The 18,281-nt window shown below is 65.6% G+C and carries 16 protein-coding genes; 12 read left to right on the top strand and 4 right to left on the bottom strand.

The window, feature by feature from the left end:
- From G7Y49_RS07525 to G7Y49_RS07505, 5 genes are all read left to right on the top strand, one after another.
- A complete protein-coding gene (locus tag G7Y49_RS07525; protein WP_165172577.1) occupies window positions 1-681 on the top strand; it encodes a 4Fe-4S dicluster domain-containing protein in 681 nt (226 codons plus the stop codon).
- A 10-nt stretch (window positions 682-691) separates the two neighbouring features.
- Window positions 692-1,459: a molecular chaperone gene (locus tag G7Y49_RS07520; RefSeq protein ID WP_165172576.1), complete on the top strand. Its 768-nt coding sequence runs from the start codon at window positions 692-694 to the stop codon at window positions 1,457-1,459.
- Window positions 1,460-1,468: 9 nt separating this feature from the next.
- Window positions 1,469-2,350, top strand: a complete 882-nt coding sequence (locus G7Y49_RS07515) for an MIP/aquaporin family protein (RefSeq protein WP_206214592.1) — start codon at window positions 1,469-1,471, stop codon at window positions 2,348-2,350.
- A gap of 8 nt (window positions 2,351-2,358) precedes the next feature.
- Window positions 2,359-3,387 carry a hypothetical protein gene (locus G7Y49_RS07510; protein ID WP_165172574.1) on the top strand — a complete coding sequence of 343 codons (1,029 nt, stop codon included), beginning with the start codon at window positions 2,359-2,361 and terminating at the stop codon, window positions 3,385-3,387.
- A gap of 291 nt (window positions 3,388-3,678) precedes the next feature.
- The gene (locus G7Y49_RS07505) at window positions 3,679-4,659 is read left to right on the top strand and encodes an Rpn family recombination-promoting nuclease/putative transposase (RefSeq protein WP_165172573.1); all 981 of its coding nucleotides are present in this window, start codon (window positions 3,679-3,681) and stop codon (window positions 4,657-4,659) included.
- A gap of 142 nt (window positions 4,660-4,801) precedes the next feature.
- On the opposite strand, the gene G7Y49_RS07500 is transcribed toward G7Y49_RS07505, so the two are convergent.
- Window positions 4,802-5,839 (bottom strand): branched-chain amino acid aminotransferase, encoded by a 1,038-nt coding sequence (locus tag G7Y49_RS07500; RefSeq protein ID WP_165172572.1) that lies wholly within the window; start codon window positions 5,837-5,839, stop codon window positions 4,802-4,804.
- A gap of 366 nt (window positions 5,840-6,205) precedes the next feature.
- Between G7Y49_RS07500 and htpG the strand changes: the two genes are divergently transcribed.
- A complete protein-coding gene (htpG, locus tag G7Y49_RS07495) occupies window positions 6,206-8,170 on the top strand; it encodes a molecular chaperone HtpG (protein ID WP_165172570.1) in 1,965 nt (654 codons plus the stop codon).
- 55 nt (window positions 8,171-8,225) lie between these two features.
- A complete protein-coding gene (locus G7Y49_RS07490; protein WP_165172568.1) occupies window positions 8,226-9,107 on the top strand; it encodes a DUF2064 domain-containing protein in 882 nt (293 codons plus the stop codon).
- Window positions 9,108-9,238: 131 nt separating this feature from the next.
- Here the strand turns inward: G7Y49_RS07490 and G7Y49_RS07485 are convergent, their stop codons facing one another.
- Both G7Y49_RS07485 and mihF read right to left on the bottom strand, forming a co-directional pair.
- Window positions 9,239-10,120, bottom strand: a complete 882-nt coding sequence (locus G7Y49_RS07485; RefSeq protein ID WP_165172566.1) for an RNA methyltransferase — start codon at window positions 10,118-10,120, stop codon at window positions 9,239-9,241.
- 293 nt (window positions 10,121-10,413) lie between these two features.
- A complete protein-coding gene (mihF, locus tag G7Y49_RS07480) occupies window positions 10,414-10,722 on the bottom strand; it encodes an integration host factor, actinobacterial type (RefSeq protein ID WP_165172564.1) in 309 nt (102 codons plus the stop codon).
- A gap of 280 nt (window positions 10,723-11,002) precedes the next feature.
- Between mihF and mazG the strand changes: the two genes are divergently transcribed.
- The 5 genes from mazG to G7Y49_RS07455 all read left to right on the top strand — a co-directional run bounded on the left by mazG (window position 11,003) and on the right by G7Y49_RS07455 (window position 16,439).
- The gene (gene mazG, locus G7Y49_RS07475; RefSeq protein ID WP_165172562.1) at window positions 11,003-11,926 is read left to right on the top strand and encodes a nucleoside triphosphate pyrophosphohydrolase; all 924 of its coding nucleotides are present in this window, start codon (window positions 11,003-11,005) and stop codon (window positions 11,924-11,926) included.
- Window positions 11,923-12,816, top strand: coding sequence for a (p)ppGpp synthetase (locus tag G7Y49_RS07470; protein WP_241157321.1), 894 nt, complete (start codon window positions 11,923-11,925; stop codon window positions 12,814-12,816). Before mazG ends, G7Y49_RS07470 begins: the two co-directional genes overlap by 4 nt.
- Window positions 12,817-13,069: 253 nt before the next feature.
- The gene (locus G7Y49_RS07465; protein WP_165172560.1) at window positions 13,070-13,894 is read left to right on the top strand and encodes an ABC transporter substrate-binding protein; all 825 of its coding nucleotides are present in this window, start codon (window positions 13,070-13,072) and stop codon (window positions 13,892-13,894) included.
- A gap of 96 nt (window positions 13,895-13,990) precedes the next feature.
- A complete protein-coding gene (locus tag G7Y49_RS07460) occupies window positions 13,991-15,541 on the top strand; it encodes an amino acid ABC transporter permease (protein WP_165172558.1) in 1,551 nt (516 codons plus the stop codon).
- Between the two features lie 10 nt (window positions 15,542-15,551).
- Window positions 15,552-16,439 carry an amino acid ABC transporter ATP-binding protein gene (locus G7Y49_RS07455; RefSeq protein ID WP_165172556.1) on the top strand — a complete coding sequence of 296 codons (888 nt, stop codon included), beginning with the start codon at window positions 15,552-15,554 and terminating at the stop codon, window positions 16,437-16,439.
- Window positions 16,440-17,088: 649 nt separating this feature from the next.
- On the opposite strand, the gene G7Y49_RS07450 is transcribed toward G7Y49_RS07455, so the two are convergent.
- Entirely contained in the window at window positions 17,089-17,994 is a 906-nt protein-coding gene (locus tag G7Y49_RS07450; RefSeq protein WP_165172554.1) for an AbaSI family restriction endonuclease, read from the bottom strand.
- Window positions 17,995-18,281: the final 287 nt, after the last annotated feature.

Raw genomic sequence — 18,281 nt, 5'->3', positions numbered from 1 at the left:
ATGACCAAGTATGCAATGCTCATCGACCTGGGCAAATGCGTTGGCTGCAGCGCCTGCCAGATCGCGTGCAAGATCGAGAACACCGTGGGCGAGGGGCATTTCTACTCGCGTCACGAGACGGTGACGTCGGGGACGTTCCCGAAGGTGACGTACCGCTACATCCCCACGATGTGCAACCACTGCGACAACGCGGCCTGCGTGGCGGCGTGCCCGGTGGGGGCGCAGAAGAAGGCAGACGGGCTCACCATCCACGACGACGCGACCTGCATCGGCTGCGGCGCGTGCGTGGCGGCGTGCCCCTACGGCTTCACCATGATGCGCGACCCGAAGGCGTTCGACGAGTTCGCGTCGACCGACGAGCTGATCGAGGGCTGCACGTCCTCGGGCGCCGAGGTGGCGAAGGAGTCCGGCGCGCCGGTCCCGTACGGCAACTTCAAGGTGACGAGCGAGTCGCTCCTCATGGACGCGGGCAAGTCCGAGAAGTGCAACTTCTGCAAGCACCTGATCGACGCGGGCGATGACCCCTACTGCGTGCACATGTGCCCGGCGGGCGCGCGCATCTGGGGCGACGTGGAGGACCCCGAGTCCGACATCGCGAAGGCCCTGGCCGACTCCGACGTGTCGGTGAGCCATCCCGAGTACGGGACCAGCCCCAACGTGTACTACGTGGGGAAGTTCTAGGGTGCGCCGCATGCTGATGACCGAAGAGGAGCTAATCTGCCAAGCCACGGTGCTTCGCCTGGCGGCGCGCCTGCTGCGCTACCCGGCCGACGGCGCGGGCGCCCCTGAGCTCGCCGCGTGCGCGCGCGAGCTGGCGGGGCTGTTCACCGACGAGGCGGACGAGCACGCGCTGGCGCTCGAGGCGGCCGCAGCCGCCGAGCGCGCGGAGGGCCTCGAGCTTGAGCGCGACTACACGGCGCTGTTCATCGGGGCGTTCGAGATGCTCGCGCCTCCGTACGCGTCGTACTACCTCGACGGCGAGCGCCGTCTGGGCGGCGCGAGCACGGTGGCCGTCGAGCGGGCCTACGAGCGCTTCGGGCTCGTGCTCGCGGAGAGCCGCAAGCAGCCGGGCGACCACCTGGCGACGATGTGCGAGTTTCTGTTCGCCGTGCTGCGCGACGCGGCGCTGGCGGGCGAGGCTGCCGCCGTTGCGGGCGGGGATGCTGCCGCGGGCGAGGACGCTGCCGCGGGCGGGGCTGCTGCGGGCGAGGCTGCCGCTGCAGGCGGGAGCGTTGTCGCAGGCGGGGACGCTGCCGCGGCGCGCGCCGACGAGCTCGTGCGGCTCGCCAGCGACTTCTTCGCGCGCTACGTGCGCCCGTGGGTGGGCGCGATGAGCGGCTCGGTCGTCAGCTGCGCGCAAACCGACTTCTATCGCAACTTGGGGAGGCTCCTTCCGCTGGTCTTGGTGGAGGACTCCCTTCTGATCGAAACGAACCTCATGCAGGAAGCAGAAAAGTAAGGATCAATGATGAAGAACAAGACTTTGAAACTCATCACCGGAGAGTTCATCGGCACGTTCATGATGTGCTTCTTCGGCATCGGCGCCGTGGCGGTGACGTCGCTGTGCGGCACCATGACGGGCAACTACCAGGTGGGCCTGATGTGGGGCATCACCATCACCATCGCCATCTACGTGTGCCGCCACTTCTCGGGCGCGCACTTCAACCCGGCCGTCTCGGTGGCCATGGTGGTCGCCGGGCGCATGCCCGCGCGCGAGCTGATCCCCTACCTCATCGGGCAGTTCGTGGGCGCGTGGGTCGCCGCCATGGCGCTGTGGGGCCTGTTCGCCGACACCGTCATGAAGTGGCTTGCTGACAACGGCGTGACCATGATGGCCAAGAACGCCGCGTCGAGCATCTGGTGCGAGGTGTTCCCGAACAACTCGGCCGCCATCGTGAGCAACGTGGTGGGCGCCTGCGCCGAGGGCCTCGGCGTGTTCATCCTGGTGCTCGTGATCTTCTCGCTCACCTCCACCGAGAACACCGGCCGTCCGAACAGCCACCTTGCGCCGCTGTTCATCGGCCTGACCGTCTCCATCATCATCGGCACGGTGGGCCCGCTCACCAACGCCGGCTTGAACCCCGCGCGTGACCTGGGCCCGCGCCTGGTCGGCTACATGGTGGGCTTCGGCAACCTGGCGTTCAGCTGGGACGCCATCCTGGTGTACACCGTCGGCCCGCTCGTCGGCGGCATCCTGGCGGCGCTCGTGTACAAGTTCATCCTGATGCCGATGCACTGCCAGTGCGTCATCGACGGAGAGACGCCCTGCCCTGACGCTCACGCCTGCGGCGGCGAGACGTGCGACAAGATCGCCAACAAGGAAATCGCGGCCATCGAGAAGAACCTGTAGGGGCTCTCATGTCGGGAAAGACGACGCACGCCGAACGAGGCGCAACGCTGTGCGAGCTTGCGCGCACGAGAGCCGCCGTCGTGGTGGCGATGATCGCGTGCTGCGTCGTGGTGGCGGCGGCCTTGGGCGCTGCTGCGGGTGCGGGCGCAAGCGAGCCCGCATACCGCCTGACCAAGGCCACCCTCTCCGACTGCACGGCTTCGGCGGAGGCTGACTCGGCCATCGAGAGCACGTCCGGGGCTCTGCTCGAGGGGCTGTCGTTCGTGGAGGGCAACCCGTTCTTCCTGAACGTGCGCGAGGCGCTCGTGAGCGACTGCCGCTTCCCGCTTCCCACGGAGAAGTTCGTGGAGAAGTGCGAGTGGAAGTACGACGACGCGGGCAACGTGAGGACGGCCACCTTCTACAAGAGCACCAACGAGCTCTCGCGCGTGCAGCTGTCCTACGACGAGCACGGCTCGGCGTCGAAGGTGATTGGCTGGACGTACGCCGACGAGGGAGACGGGCGTGGCGTCGTGCGCCATGACTTCGAGATGTCCATCGTGAACGAGAAGCTCTCGGGCAGCGCTTACGGCGCGAACAAGTTCACGGTCGTGCATGACGACACCACGTCGAACGACACGGTGCTGTTCACCTACGACAAGGACAAGAACCTGAACACGGTAACCTCGAAGGGCAAGCACGAGTGGGCCGTCGACATCAGCTACATCACGGCACAGAAGGTGCCCAAGACGCTGAAGCTGTCCGAGGACGAAAAGGGCGCTGGCGCGTACCTGGCGCCGACCTACGACGGCGCGAACAAGCTCGTGTCGCTCAAGAGGGGCACGTGGGAAGGCGACGAGGTGCAGCTTTCGGGTGACGAGTACGTGATCCAGTACTCGGGCAGCAAGTACTCGAAGGTCCGCTACTACCAAGATGACGTCGAGGTGAAGTACTACGACTTCAAATACGACGAGCACGGGAACCTCACGTCGATCCGCGTGTACAAGAAGGGCGGCGTGCAGCTCTACAACATCACGTTCGCTTACGAGCTCGCATAAGCGCTCGGGGCGGCGACAAGAGCTCTGACAGCGGAGGGCCCGCCACCATGCGGCGGGCCCTCCGCGCTTTGCTTCGATGCGAAGTAGTCCAGGCTGGCCGCCTTGGACTTCCGCTCTGGTCTTTTTTCGAGCAAAGACCCAGTTCGAAGCCTTTTTCTTTGTCAAACAATAAAAGATTCTTATGCCTTGTTTTGTCGCGATGTCTTGTAGTCATTTTACAAACAAACGTTTGTTTTTCGTACAAAAGTACGCTATAATATACTCACGTTAGCGAGAGGGCAGGAGGACCCGATGGAGACGAGGAATCTGACGTTCTCAGACGCGCCCATGTTCGATCGCGTCATGTCCGATGAAGCCGTGTGCCGGGAGGTGGTGGAAGTCGTGCTCGGCGTCGAGGTGGGCAGGGTCGTGTACCATAACGTCGAGCAGGTCATCGAGCCTACGATCGACGGGCGCGGGGTGCGCCTCGACGCCTACCTCGTCGGCGAGGAGGCGGTCTACGACGTCGAGATGCAAGCATACGGCCGCATGTGCATCGACAAGCGCTTCCGCTATTATCAGTCCGTCATCGACGTGGGGCTTTTGCGCAAGGGGGAGGACTACGACCTCCTGCCTGACAGCTTCATCATATTCATCTGCACCGATGACCCCTATGAGGACGGTCTGCCGCGCTACGATTTCGAGCGCGTGTGCGTGGAGCATCCGTCGCTGCTCTCGGGGTGCGGGTCGCATTGGATCGTGTTGAACGCGGCGGCCTACCAAGGCGTTGAGGACAGCCGTTTGCGGAGCCTGCTAAAATACGTGAGAGACGGAGTTGTCGGCGCTGACCCTTTGGTCAGGATGATCGACGGCAAGGTAAGCGAGGCCAATCGAGACCGAAGGTGGGTGGAGCAGGTGTTCTCAGTCATGACTGTCGAAGAAGACGCCGCCATGCAGGTCCGCATGGCGAAGCGCGTATACCGTAAAGAGGGTCTGGAAGAAGGTCGCAAGGAAGGGCTTGCCGAAGGACGCAAGGAAGGGCTTGCCGAAGGACGCAAGGAAGGTCGTGCCGAGGGCCGCAAGGAAGGGCTTGCGATGGGCATTGAGGAAGGCCTTGCCGAGGGACGTGCCAAAGGGCGTGCCGAAGGGCGTGCTGAGGGGCGTGCCGAGGCGGAGAAGCGTTATGGCGAGCTGGTCTCGCGGCTGCTTGCCGACGGTCGCCTAGATGATCTCAAGCAGGTCGCGGAAGACCCATCCTTGCTCGAAGAGCTCTACGAGGAGTTGGGGATCTAGCAAGCGAGCGGGCGATGCGACGCAGCCGCGTCGCATCGCCCGTGGACGAGGGGCGCTTGCCGACGTTTGACGCGAGGCTTGCTGCAAACGGCGAACCTCGCGTCAAACGCGAATGAGAGCGCTCCTGCGATCGCTTCGTGCGCTAGCAGATCTCGACGATCCAGCCTTCGGGGCCCTCGATGGCGCCGCTCTGGATGTCGGTCAGGGTGCGGCGCAGCTTGCTCATGACGGGGCCGGCGTTCTCGGCGCCGTCGACGAACGTGACGTCGACGCCCTCAGCTTCGATGTGGCCCACCGGCGAGATGACGGCCGCAGTGCCGCACAGGCCGCACTCCATGAAGTCGCCGTTGGTGACCTCCTCGAACTTCACGGGGCGCTCGACGACGCTCATGCCCAGGATGTCCTTGGCGACCGTGACGAGCGAGCGGCGCGTGATGGAGGGCAGGATCGAGTTCGTGTGCGACTGCGGCACCACGAGGTTGCTCTGCTTGTCCACGAAGAGCACGTTCGCGCCGCCGGTCTCCTCCACGTAGGAGCGCGTGGCGGAGTCGAGGTAGAGGTTCTCGGAGTAGCCGCGCTTGTGCGCCTCCTCGTAGGGGTGCAGGCTCATGGCGTAGTTGAGGCCCGCCTTGATGTCGCCGGTGCCGCGCGGCGCTGCGCGGTCGTAGTCGGCCACGGTGATGGTGATGGCCTCCTTGCCGCCCTTGAAGTAGGGGCCCACCGGGGTGACGAGGATGCGGAATTGGTACTCGGTGGCCGGCTTCACGCCGATGACCACGCCGGTCGCGAACATGTAGGGGCGCACGTACAGCGTGGCGCCCGAGCCGAAGGGCGGGACCCACTCCTTGTTCGCCTCGACGACCATCTTCACGGCCTCGACGAACTTGTCCTGCGGGAACTCGGGCATGACCAGGCGCTTGGCGGAGTCGGCCATGCGCGCGGCGTTCAGGTCGGGGCGGAAGCACACGATGCGCCCGTCCTCGGTGGTGTACGCCTTCAGGCCCTCGAAGACCTCCTGGCAGTAGTGCAGGATGCCGGCGCACTCGCTCACGGTGACGCTGTGGTCGGTGGTCAGGCCGCCTTCCTCCCACGCGCCGTCCTTGTAGTTGCACACGTAGCTGTAGCTCGTCTCCATGTAGCCGAAGCCGAGGTTGCCCCAGTCGATGTCCTTCTTTTCCACGGTTGCTCATCTCCCGTACTAATCGGTCAACTCTTTGTAACCGCGTATTCTAACGCGCGCGCGGGCGCATGGCGGGTGCAGGTCGGCCACGCGTAACAAAAGATTAACAGGCGGCAGAGGGGATGAGGCGGAAGAGGCGGGCGGGAGGAAGGGGCGGAGAGCATGATGCAGAAGAGGCAACGTGGAGGAAGGGAAAGAGGGGAAGGCAGCAGGGGGGGATGAGGCGCAAAGCGCCGTCCGACACATGGCGAAAATCTGATGGCGCTTGACAGAGATTTCCTGCGCTATAGAATTCCTTCTTAGCACTCGAAGGCTGTGACTGCTAAAACACCTCAGCCACCCGCAAGCGAAAGAAGGGCGATACCCATGCGCAAGTTCAAAACCGAGAGCAAGAAGCTGCTCGACCTCATGATCAACTCCATCTACACCAACCGCGAGATCTTCCTGCGCGAGCTCATCTCGAACGCGTCCGACGCGGTCGACAAGCTCTACTTCAAGAGCCTCACGGACTCGAGCGTCGAGATCAACCGCGCCGACCTCGCCATCCGCGTGGCGTTCGACGCCGACGCGCGCACCGTCACCGTGTCCGACAACGGCATCGGCATGAGCAAGGACGACCTCGACAAGAACCTCGGCACCATCGCGCACTCCGACTCGTTCGAGTTCAAGACCGCCAACGCCGAGGAGCCCACGGCTGACGTCGACATCATCGGGCAGTTCGGCGTGGGCTTCTACTCCGCCTTCATGGTGGGCTCGAAGGTGCGCGTCGTCTCGCGCGCCTACGGCAGCGACGAGGCTTGGGCCTGGGAGTCTGACGGCATCGAGGGCTACACCATCGAGGCCGCCGAGCGCGCCGAGCACGGCACGGACGTCGTCGTGTTCCTGAAGGAGAACACCGACGACGAGCGCTACGACACCTACTGCAGCGAGTACGGCCTGACCGACCTCATCAAGCGCTACAGCAACTACGTGCGCTACCCCATCCAGATGGAGCTCGAGAAGTCGCGCATGAAGCCGAAGCCGGCCGACGCGCCCGATGACTACAAGCCCGAGTTCGAGAACTACACGGCGGTCGAGACCATCAACTCCATGATCCCCATCTGGAAGCGCAAGAAGGCCGACGTCTCCCAAGACGAGTACAACGAGTTCTACAAGACCGACTTCCACGACTTCGAGGACCCGGCGCGCACCATCTCGCTGCATGCCGAGGGCACGCTGACCTACGACGCGCTCATGTTCGTGCCGGGCCACGCGCCCTACGACATGTACTCCAAGGAGTACAAGAAGGGCCTCGCGCTGTACAGCTCGGGCGTGCTCATCATGGACAAGTGCGAGGAGCTCGTGCCCGACTACTTCAACTTCATGCGCGGCGTGGTCGACTCGGCTGACCTCACGCTGAACATCTCGCGTGAGACGCTGCAGCACAACGGCCAGCTCAAGGCCATCGCGCGCCGCCTCGAGAAGAAGGTCAAGTCCGACCTGGCCGACATGCGCGACAACGACCGCGAGGCGTACGAGAAGTTCTTCGGCGAGTTCGGCCGCACCATGAAGTACGGCGTGTACTCGAGCTACGGCATGGCCAAGGACGTGCTGGCCGACCTTCTGCTGTTCTACTCGGCGAAGCAGAAGAAGATGATCACGCTCGACGAGTACCTCGGCCAGGCGCCGGCTGACGCTGAGTCCGTCTTCTTCGCCGCAGGCGACTCGCTCGAGCGCCTCGCGCAGATGCCCATCGTGACCACGGTTCTGGCGAAGGGCTACGACGTGCTCCTGTGCGACCAGAACGTCGACGAGTTCTGCATGATGGCACTGGGCACCTACTCCAACAAGGACATCGTGTCGATGGGCGCCGAGGGCGATGCCGAGGCCGAGCCGAAGGTGTTCACGATCAAGAACGTCGGCGGCGAGGACCTGGGCCTGACCACCGACGAGGAGAAGAAGGAGGCCGAGGAGGCCACCACGGAGAACTCCGCGCTGTTCGACGTGATGAAGGAGGCGCTCGAGGGCAAGGTCGAGAAGGTGGTCGTGTCCACGCGCCTGACCGACGCGCCGGTGGTGCTGACCACCGAGGGCGCCGTCTCGCTCAAGATGGCGCAGATGTTCAAGGAGAACGCCGTGGGCAGCGACGAGGCGCCCGAGCTGCACGTGATCCTCGAGGTGAACGCCAAGCACCCGGTGTTCGGCACCCTGAAGGCCGCGCACGTGGCGGGCGACGACGACAAGGTGAAGACCTACACCGGCATCCTCTACGACCAGGCCATGCTCATGGAGGGCCTCCCCGTGGAGGATCCCATCGCGTTCGCCCAGGCCGTGACCGCGCTCATGAAGTAGCGGGCGTGCTAGCATAGGTCCCGCACGAAAACCGAAGCGAGAGGCGCGAGGGAGCATGGAGACAAGAGAGCGAAGAAACGCGTTGCTGCTGTTCAGCAAGGTGCCGGAGGCCGGGCTGGTGAAGACGCGCCTGACCACGCTGAAAGACGGCGCGTTTGCGCCCGAGGTGGCGAGCGCCCTGTACCACTGCATGCTCTTCGACGTGGTGGAGATCTGCTGCGCGGCGCTCTCCGCGCTCGAGGAGCGCTCCGAGGCGGCGTGCGCGGCGGCCGAGGCCCGCGGCGAGGAGGGCGTGCGCGACGTCTACGAGCTCGTGATCTCCACGACGCCCGCGGGCAACGTGGAGGCGATGCGCAAGCTGTTCGCGGACGCGGGGGAGTGGCCGCGCGAGCTGGTGATGATCGCCGACGAGGGTGCGAGCTTCGATGAGCACTACAACCACGCGTTCGAGCAGACGTGGGAGCGCGGCGCCGACTGCATCCTGTCGATGGGCGCCGACATGCCCGCGCTCACCGTGAACGACGTACTCGCCGGGTTCGAGGCGCTGCACAAGCTCGACGGCGTTGACGGCGGCGGCATCGTGCTCGCGCCTGACCAGGAGATGGGCGTGTCGGTGATCGGATGGACGCGCGCGACGGACTTCGACCACTCAGGCGTGTTCTACAACTCCGACGGCCTCACGGTGCTGCCCGCCTACATCCAGAAGGCCCGCGCGCTCGGGTTGCCGGCGCTCTACCTGCCGCCCATCCCCGACGTGGACACCATGGCCGACCTCATGCACAACATCACGCTCGTGGAGGCGCTCAACTACTGCGCGCCCTTCGACGGCAACACGCCGCCGTGGCGCACCGCCGACGCGCTTGCGCAGATGGGCTGGGACGAGGTGCGCGTGATGCCGAACGACCTGCGCGACCCGCGCGAGCACATCGACAAGTAGGGGGCAGCGGGCGCCTGCTGCCGCGGTGCGCCTGCTGCCGCGGCGTGCCTGCTGCTTGCAGCCGCGGCGCGCCCGCCGCTTGCCCGCTCACGCCTCCCGCCGCATCCCGCTGTCGAGCCGTCGCGGCCCGTCTAGCGCGAGAGCCCCGCCAGATTCCGAAACTGCCAGAACGCCACGGCGGAGGCGGCCGCCACGTTGAGCGAGTCGACGCCGTGGGCCATGGGGATGCGCACGGTGCAGTCGCACTGCGCGATGGTGGAGGGCGCAAGTCCGTCGCCCTCGGTGCCGAACACGAGCGCCAGCCTCTCGGCGCGCGCAAGCGACTCGTCGTCGAGCGACACCGAGTCGTCCTCAAGCGCCATGGCGGCCACCGTGAACCCCAGCTCGCGCAGAAGCGGGATGCCCGCGCTCGCCCATGCGGCCGACGGGCGGCCGGGGCGCCCCTTCGCGGGAGCTGCGTCGTCGCCGATGCGCGTCCAGGGCACCTGGAACACCGTGCCCATCGACACGCGCACGGCGCGGCGGTACAGCGGGTCGTAGCAGGTGGGGCTCACGAGCACGGCGTCCACGCCGAGCGCCGCCGCCGAGCGGAAGATGGCGCCCACGTTGGTGTGGTTCGTGATGCTCTCGAGAACCGCCACCAGGCGCGCGTCGCGCACCACCTCCTCCACGCTCGGCAGCGCGGGGCGGCGGAACGCGCCGAGCGCGCCGCGCGTGAGCTCGAAGCCCGTGAGTTCCTCGAGCGCCGCGTGCGGCGCCACGAACACGGGCAGATCGGGGCGGGCCGCCTCCATGCGCGCGATGAGGCCGTCGGTCGCGTGCAGCCACTTCTCCTCCATGAGCAGCGACAACGGCTCCATGCCGCCCTCGAGGGCGCGCTCGATCACCTTGGCGCCCTCGGCGATGAACAGCGCGCGCTCGGGCTCGAGGCGGCTGCGCAGCTGCGCCTCGGTGAGCCGCGCGTAGGCGTCGAGCCGCGCGTCGTCGAGCGTGTCAACGTGAATCAGGGGCATGACGGGACTCCTTGCATGTTCGGAGGGAGATTTTGGCAGAAATCTTCAGATGTTTGTCATCTTGAGGGTGCTGTTGGGGTCTTTTGGGGCTCCTGTCCCTGACGTGCTCGGCAAAACACCAGGTCAGTTTCACCCGCTGCTATCTCATGCATCCACGCGAATGAGATTTCCCCCTCAAATTGACAAATATCTGAAGATTTCTGCCAAAACGGCGGCGGGAAAACGCAAGGGGTGCGCATCTCGTCCGATGCGCACCCCTTGAGGCGGCTTCCGCCGACGTATGAGAGTCGGATCTAGGAGAGCGCTTCGAGCAGGTTCTTCATCTGGTTGGAGCCGAGGCCCTGGATGCGGCGGTCGGCCGGGATGCCGAGCTCCTCGAGGAGCTTCTCGGTCTTCACCTTGCCGAAGCCGGGGATGGCGCTCACGAATGCCTTGACCTTCATGCGGCCGATCACCGGGTCGTCGACCTTGCCGAGGACCTCCGCCGGGGTCATGATGCCCATGGAGAGCTTCTGGGTGATCTCGGAGCGCTGGGCGCGGACGACGCGGGCCTTCTCAAGCGCAGCGGCGCGCTGCTCGGGGGTCATGGTAGGTGCAGCCATGTCAACTCTTTCTCTAAGGCCGCCGAGCAGGTGCCCGGCAGCTTCCGACGAGAGCGCGTCAAGCCGCGTCACGTGGGGGTGAGGCGGGCGCGCTCTGATGAACAAACAGAATTGATGGTACTCGAACATGCGGGGAAATGCACTAGTTTTCTTCGGAACGGCCGTGCGGGGGCGCCCTGCTGCGCTGCGGGGTATAATGGGGGTTCGCACAGGGGGGACAATCGAGGCCGCGGCGCCGCAGGGCGCGCGGCAGGGCAGAAACCGAAAGGCTCAGAAGCATATGACCAGCAAGAGCGTAGCTGAGGTGACGGCGCAACGCCACCCCGACTTCGATGCGTTCGTGGCCACCATTGAGGCGCTGCGCGCGCCCGACGGCTGCCCGTGGGATCGCGAGCAGACGCATCGCTCCATCGCGCACAACATGATCGAGGAAGCCTACGAGGCCGTCGACGCCATCGAGCGCGGCTCGGTCGCGCATCTGCGCGAGGAGCTCGGCGACGTGCTTCTGCAGGTGGTGCTGCAGAGCCAGATCGCCGCCGACGCGGGCGCGTTTACCATCGACGACGTGTGCCGCGACGTCAACGAGAAGATGATCCGCCGCCACCCGCACGTGTTCGGCGAGGAGGCCGCAGCGGACTCCGGCGAGGTGCTCGGGCTGTGGGAGAAGGTGAAGCTCGCCGAGAAGGAGGCGGCCGACGCAGCCGCCGCCGACGCGGGCGACGGCGCGCCCGAGGGGCTGCTCGACGGCGTGCCCGCGAGCTTCCCGGCACTCATGCAGGCGCAGAAGATCTCGCGCAAGGCGGCGGCCGCGGGCTTCGAGTGGGACACGCTCGACGACATCTGGAGCCAGGTGGCCGAGGAGGTCGGCGAGCTGAAGGAGGCCTACGCCGCGGCTCCCCGGTCGAAGAGCGGCAAGATCGTCAAGGGCGGCGACGCGGGCGCGACGCCCGAGGCCGCCGCGGCGGCCGACGCCGTCGAGCTCGAGTTCGGCGACGTGCTGTTCGCGCTCGTGAACGTGGCGCGGCGCATGGGCGTGAACGCCGAGAACGCGCTGCGCGCCACGTGCGTGAAGTTCCGCCGCCGCTGGGCCTTCATGGAAGGCGCCGCCTGGGGGCAGGGCCGGCGCGTCGAGGACCTGCCGACCGAGGAGCTCGAGGAGCTGTGGCGCATGGCGAAGATGCTGGAAGGAGGCGAGGCGCGATGACGGCAGACGGATCGCTCGAGGTCATCCGCACGAGCGCGGCGGCTGGCTACCACAAGGGGATGGACGACGTGTCGCAGCAGCGCTCGCGCAAGCTCACCCAGAGCCGCATGCTCACGGGGAACGACATCGACGCCCTCGCGGTGCTCGAGTACGCCGCGCAGGACATCCTGCAGAAGTACCACGCCGCGATGCGCCAGATGGAGGTGCGCCTCGAGACGCTCGACCAGGACCTCAAGCTGCGCCAGCGCCGCAACCCCATCCACCACATCGAGTCGCGCATGAAGTCGATCCCGTCCATCTTCGAGAAGCTCGAGCGCTACGGCAAGTCCACCACGCTCGAGGCCATGGAAGAGCACATCATGGACATCGCGGGGCTGCGCGTGATCGTGTCGTACGTGCAGGACGCCTACGACATCCTGAACTACCTCGAGCACCAGGACGACCTCACGGTGGTCACGGTGAAGGACTACATCGCCAACCCCAAGCCCAACGGCTACCGCAGCCTGCACCTCATCGTGAAGATCCCGGTGTACTTCCTCGACGCGAAGGAGGAGATCCCCGTCGAGATCCAGATCCGCACCATCGCCATGGACTTCTGGGCCAGCCTCGAGCACGACCTGAAGTACAAGTCGGTGCGCGAGCTGGAGGGGGTTGACATCAGCGGGGAGCTCAAGGAGTGCTCGCGCATCATCCAGAGCGCGGAGGAGCGCATGCAGGTGCTCGCCCAGGCGCTCGAGTCCGACCGGCGCGCGCATCCGAAGCCCAAGGCCGTGAACAGGGCGAAGACGCTCGACCTCAAGGCGGAGATCGAGATTCCCGAAGGCGAGGAGCACAAGGTTCCCATGTCCGCGCGCACGGTGGTCCCCCTGCGCTACCTGGGCCCGCACTGAGGCGGCGCGCCGGAGCTGCCGGGCGCGAGGTGCCGAGGCCAGCGGCACGAGCCATGCTGCCGGCTGGCGCTGCGCCGCAGGCCCGCGCCAGCCGCCGCCTGCGAGCAGCGGCGCTCGTTCGCTCGCAAACCTTACACGAATGCAACGAATGGGCGCGTTTTGCGGGCAAACGCCTTATAATTGCCCTTGTTGAGATGATCGACGCGCCCCGCCGGGAGGCCCGGGGCAGGGGCGCAGGGAAAGGGGAAGAAAGATGAAGATCAAGAAGTGGGGCGCGCTCGTCGCCTGCGGCGCGCTGGTCGCGGCGCTCGGCCTGTTCGGCTGCTCTTCGAACAACGCCGCGAGCTCGGCGAGCTCCTCTGCGGCCGCCGAGAGCGGCGCAGGCGGCCTCACGCTGCTGAAGGAGGGCACCCTCACGGTGGCCACGTCGCCGGACTACCCGCCGTTCGAGAACCTCGAAGACGGCGAGTACGTGGGCTTCGACATCGACCTCGCGAAGGCCGTCGCCGAGGAGATGGGCCTCGAGTGCGAGTTCGTGAGCCTGCAGTTTGACGGCATCACCCCGGCCATCGCCGCGGGCGGCCAGGCTGACGTGGGCTTCTCCGGCATCTCGGTGGACCCCAAGCGCGCCAAGGAGATCGACTTCACCGACTCCTACTACATTGACGACCAGGCCGTCGCCGCCATGAAGGGCGGTTCCATCACGCCTGACAACGCCGCCGAGGAGCTGAACAAGGAGGGCGTGGTCATCGCCGTCCAGTCCGGCACCACCGGCGAGACGTACGCCCAGGAGAACTTCCCGAACGCCACCGTCAAGGGCTACGGCAACTCCACGGACTGCTTCGCCGCGATGCAGTCGGGCAACGCCACCGCCGTGTGCACCAACCTCGCGGTGGTGAACCGCATGCTGGAGAGCGCCTACTCTGACGCGCAGGTCGTCATCGAGGTCGCCACGGGCGAGGAGTACGCTGCCGTGGTCTCCCAGGACAGCCCTGAGCTGACCGAGGCCATCAACGCCGCGCTCAAGACGCTGAAGGACAACGGCACGCTCGACGAGCTGACCAACAAGTGGTTCTAGCGCTCCGCAGTTCCTCGCGTGGAATTCAGGGCCCTTCCCTCCTGAGTCGGGCGGGAAGGGCCTCCTTTTCTCTCACACCCGATCGGGGGAGCCGTCATGACTGATCCAACCGCATTCGCCCGTCGCTCCAACGCCATCGCCTCGCGCGTGACGGCCCGCGCCGCATGTCCGCGCGTCGCGCGCCTCGCCGCTGCTCGCCGCCTCTTCGTCGGCGCGCTCGTGGCGCTCACGCTTCTGTGCGGCGCCGTGCTGGCGCAGGCCGCCCAGCCCGCCGACGCGCTGGCGCTCGACACCGCCAAGTGCACCGCGCGCCCCAACGGCGACACGGGCTCGGAGGTCTACGGCGCCACCGAGACGCGCGTCACCTGGGAGGGCCAGGCTGCCCCCGGCGAGTCGCTGACCGCCCTCGAGCTCACCATGCCCGAGGGAACCACCTTCGGCCTCGACGACGCGCGCGTGATGCTGCTGTCGGGTGACAACCTCATGACGCGCGACATCCCCGACGTCGAGTTCTCCGCCGACGGCAACACGCTTCGCGCCGTGTTCGCCGAGCCGACGGCCCCCGGTTCCTACGTGCGCGTCGAGGTGTACGAGGTGTTCTTCCCCGCGGAGGGCGGGGAGATGGGCCTTGCGGGCTCCTACACCACCGCCGAGGGCGACACGCTGCCCATCGACGACATCGCGCCCATCCAGGTGACGGGCAAGAGCGCGTTCGACCAGCTGGTGAGCAGCCTCGAGCAGCAGGACTGGGTGAAGCAGTGGAACTCCAACAAGTTCCTGCGCCTGTTCTTCAACCCGCCGCTCATCGTGTCGAGCATCCCCGTGGTGTTCAACGGCTTCCTCATGGCCATCGGCATCGTGGCCGTGGCGTTTCCCGTGGCCATCCCCATCGGCCTTGTCCTGGCGCTCATGCGCATGTCGAAGTGGCGCGTGCTGCGCGGCATCGCCACCACGTACGTGAACGTCGTCCGCGGCACGCCGCTGTTCCTGCAGATCTACATCGCGTTCTTCGGCCTGCCGCTGGCGGGCGTGCAGATCCCGTCGTTCCCGCTCGGCGTGATCGTGCTGTCGATGAACTCGGCGGCGTATCTGTGCGAGATCTTCCGCGCCGGCATCCAGTCCATCCCGAAGGGCCAGTTCGAGGCGTCGCGCAGCCTCGGCATGAACGGCGCGCAGACCATGGTGTTCGTCATCATCCCGCAGACCGTGCGCCGCGTGATCCCCACCATGACCAGCGAGTTCATCCTGCTGTACAAGGACACCTCGATGTTGGCCGCCGTGGGCGTCATGGAGGTGGTCATGTACGCGAAGACCATCGTGGCCTCCACGGGCTCCATCACGCCCTACATCGTGGCCGCGTGCTTCTACCTGATCATCACGCTGCCGCTCGCGAAGGTGGTCGGCAAGCTCGAGAGCCGCCTGGCGGGCACGGCGGCGCCGAAGAAGCGCAGGAAGAAGGGCGCGCCCGCCGCGGCGGGCGCGGAGGGCGCGGGCGCCGCGGGCGCAGCCGTGACGGGCACCGACTCGGCGGGCGTCACGGGGTTCGCGACCGACGTGCTCACCGCGCAGCCGCTGCTCAAGAACGAGCCCGGTGACGGCCTGGGCGGCGCTGGCGATCACGGCTTCGGCATGAAGAACACGAAGTAGAGGAGCGGTTATGAGCGAGATCAAGACCTCCGGCGCCCTGACGCCCGAAGCCGCGACGCCTGGCGCCGCGCAGCCCGAAGCCGCCGCAGCTGCCCCGGCCGTCGCAAGCGCCCCAACCTCCCCGGCCGGCGCTGCGAGCGCCCCGGCCCGCGCGAGCCACGTGACCGACGAGGTGGTCGTGCGCATCGAGGGCCTGCAGAAGGCGTTCGGCGACAACGTCGTGCTGCGCGACGTGAACCTGGAGGTGCACCGCGGCGAGGTGGTGGTGGTGCTCGGCCCGTCCGGCTCGGGCAAGTCCACCATGCTGCGCTGCATCAACCTGCTCGAGGTCCCCACGGGCGGCAAGGTCTTCTTCGAGGACACCGAGATCACGGCGAAGGGCACCGACATCAACAAGGTGCGCGCGAACGTGGGCATGGTGTTCCAGAACTTCAACCTGTTCCCGCACCTCACGGCGAAGCGGAACGTCATGCTGGCCCAGCAGAAGGTGCTCAAGCGCTCCAAGGAGGAGGCCGAGCGGGTCGCCGTGGAGCGGCTGAGCGAGGTGGGCCTGGCCGACCGCGTGGACTTCAAGCCCGCGCAGCTCTCGGGCGGCCAGCAGCAGCGCGTGGCCATCGCCCGCGCGCTCGCCATGAACCCCCACGTGATGCTCTTCGACGAGGCCACGAGCGCGCTCGACCCCGAGCTCGTGCGCGACGTTCTCGGCGTCATGAAGAACCTCGCGCGCCAGGGCATGACCATGATCGTGGTGACGCACGAGATGGGCTTCGCCCGCGACGTGGCCGACCGCGTGATCTTCATGGACGGCGGCTACATCGTGGAGCAGGGCACGCCCGAGGAGGTCTTCGACCATCCCCAGTCCGACCGCACGAAGGACTTCCTGGGCCACATCTCCTAGAGCACGGCGCGACGGGGCGAAGGGCGCGCATGCCCTTGCCCCGCTGCCCAATTGGGTCCTCGGGGTCCGAAACACCGACAACGCCCTCTTTCCATCCACCATTTCGGAAAGCTGGATGGAAAACGCCCGTTGTCGGTGCTTTGAGCCCCAAAAACCACCGACAACGGCGCTTTCGCATCCACTTTTCTCACGAAATCGCCGATAACGGCCTCGTTTCATCCAGAATCACCTGGGAGGTGGATGAAAAGAGCCCGTTATCGGTGCAGAGCGACAATACCCCCCATCTGCCGGCGTTCGGAGGTGGATGAAAAGGGGCCATTGTCGGTGCAGAACGACGACATCCCCATCTGCCGGCGCTTGGGGGTGGATGGAAAAGCGCCGCTGTCGGCGCCGTTGTCGGCAGCGTCCTCGACGACCGGCTGGCAGAGCAGCGGAAGCTGGCGAAGGCAGTTTCGCCTATAATGGCCGAAACGACTTGAATCCTCCTGCGGCAGGCGGCTCCGAAAGGCGGTGACGGCATGACGCTGGCTCGCTACACGCTCATGAACAAGAACACGCCGGTGCTCTCGTTCGAGTACGACCTCGGCAGCCACAAAGCCACGCGCGCAGGCGTTTCCGGCATGCTTTTCTCGTGATTATGCTCTTGCCGCTATGCTTCTCTGAGGGGCAGCTCCTTCGCGATTCTGACGTATCTCCTGAACATGCGTCCGTCTTGCTCGATTTTGTCCTTGAGCTCGAAAATGCCGACGAAGCGATAGCCAGCTTCTTTGGTTATAGGATCAATCGCCCGTGCGAATGTGATGCGCTGGAACGACTCCTCAGCAGGGAGGTCGTTCATGACTTCTGGGGAGTCGTTGCCTTCTGAGTCGATGAGGTTAACCCATCCCCTCGCCACGCTTCTTCCGTTTATGGCGAGCTTCGGAAACCAGACCCTGAAATCATTGCCGTTTAGCGCGTCGTCTGCTCCGCGGGGCTTGAAGAAGCAACGCTGCATTTGGCGATAGTTCGTTTTGAGGACGCTGTTGCATGCATCCACGATGGTTCGGAATGCGATGTCGTCATCGGCTCTTATGCTGCGTTTGCCCTTCAAGTAGTCACGCGGATCGGGATTCGTCTCCCAGGGTTCAAGATCCCCAGACTCTTTTAGTCGGCTGAACTCTTCTCTCAGGGTGCGGACGCATTCGTCTATCTGCCGTTCGACGGCTTCGTATCCGTCGCTTATGTTCACGTAAAGCGGTTTGTACTTGCTGGAGTCGTCTATTCGTCTCAGGATGTCGATGAGGGTGAGCTCGCGGACTTTGTCGTGCTCCACTGTTCTTTCGTGGAACCTCTCCTGGCACTCAACGCCCATGTTTATTTGAGGAAAGAAAAGATCGATGAAGTATCCGCGGTTCTTCCTCTCTTCGCTCGCTTCGCTGTCTCTGAAGTACTGTTGCGACACGGGCTTCAATTCAGGGCAGGCGAGCCTGTTCCACACGGCGTTAACTACATAATTCTCATAATCCTTGCGCTTGGTGCGCGAGAGCGTCTTTGCCAAATAGGCTAGCTTGTCCATGCGCCTCCCCTCCTTTTTGGCACCTTGTCCAAGGGTACACCCTCGGGCAGGCGCTTCCCGCCCTCCTTTCCCAGCGGGCCGCTTTTTCCCTGCACGGCGTAACGTTTTTGGGGAGGTATAGCGACTCCGGCGACGAGGGCAGCCGCCAGGCTGGCCGACAAGCCGGAGCGAGGCGAAGGGGGCTCCCCTAATCTCTTATCGACCAAGAATCGAGAAAGAGAGGAGCCCTCCATGGACAATCCTACCGCATGCGCGGCCGCTTCGGCGGCCCTGGCCGACGTATTCAC

Source organism: Adlercreutzia sp. ZJ242 (assembly GCF_011038995.1).
Lineage (GTDB): Bacteria > Actinomycetota > Coriobacteriia > Coriobacteriales > Eggerthellaceae > CAAEEV01.
Note: the sequence above shows the minus strand (reverse complement) of the source record. Positions and strands in the feature narration are given on the sequence as shown.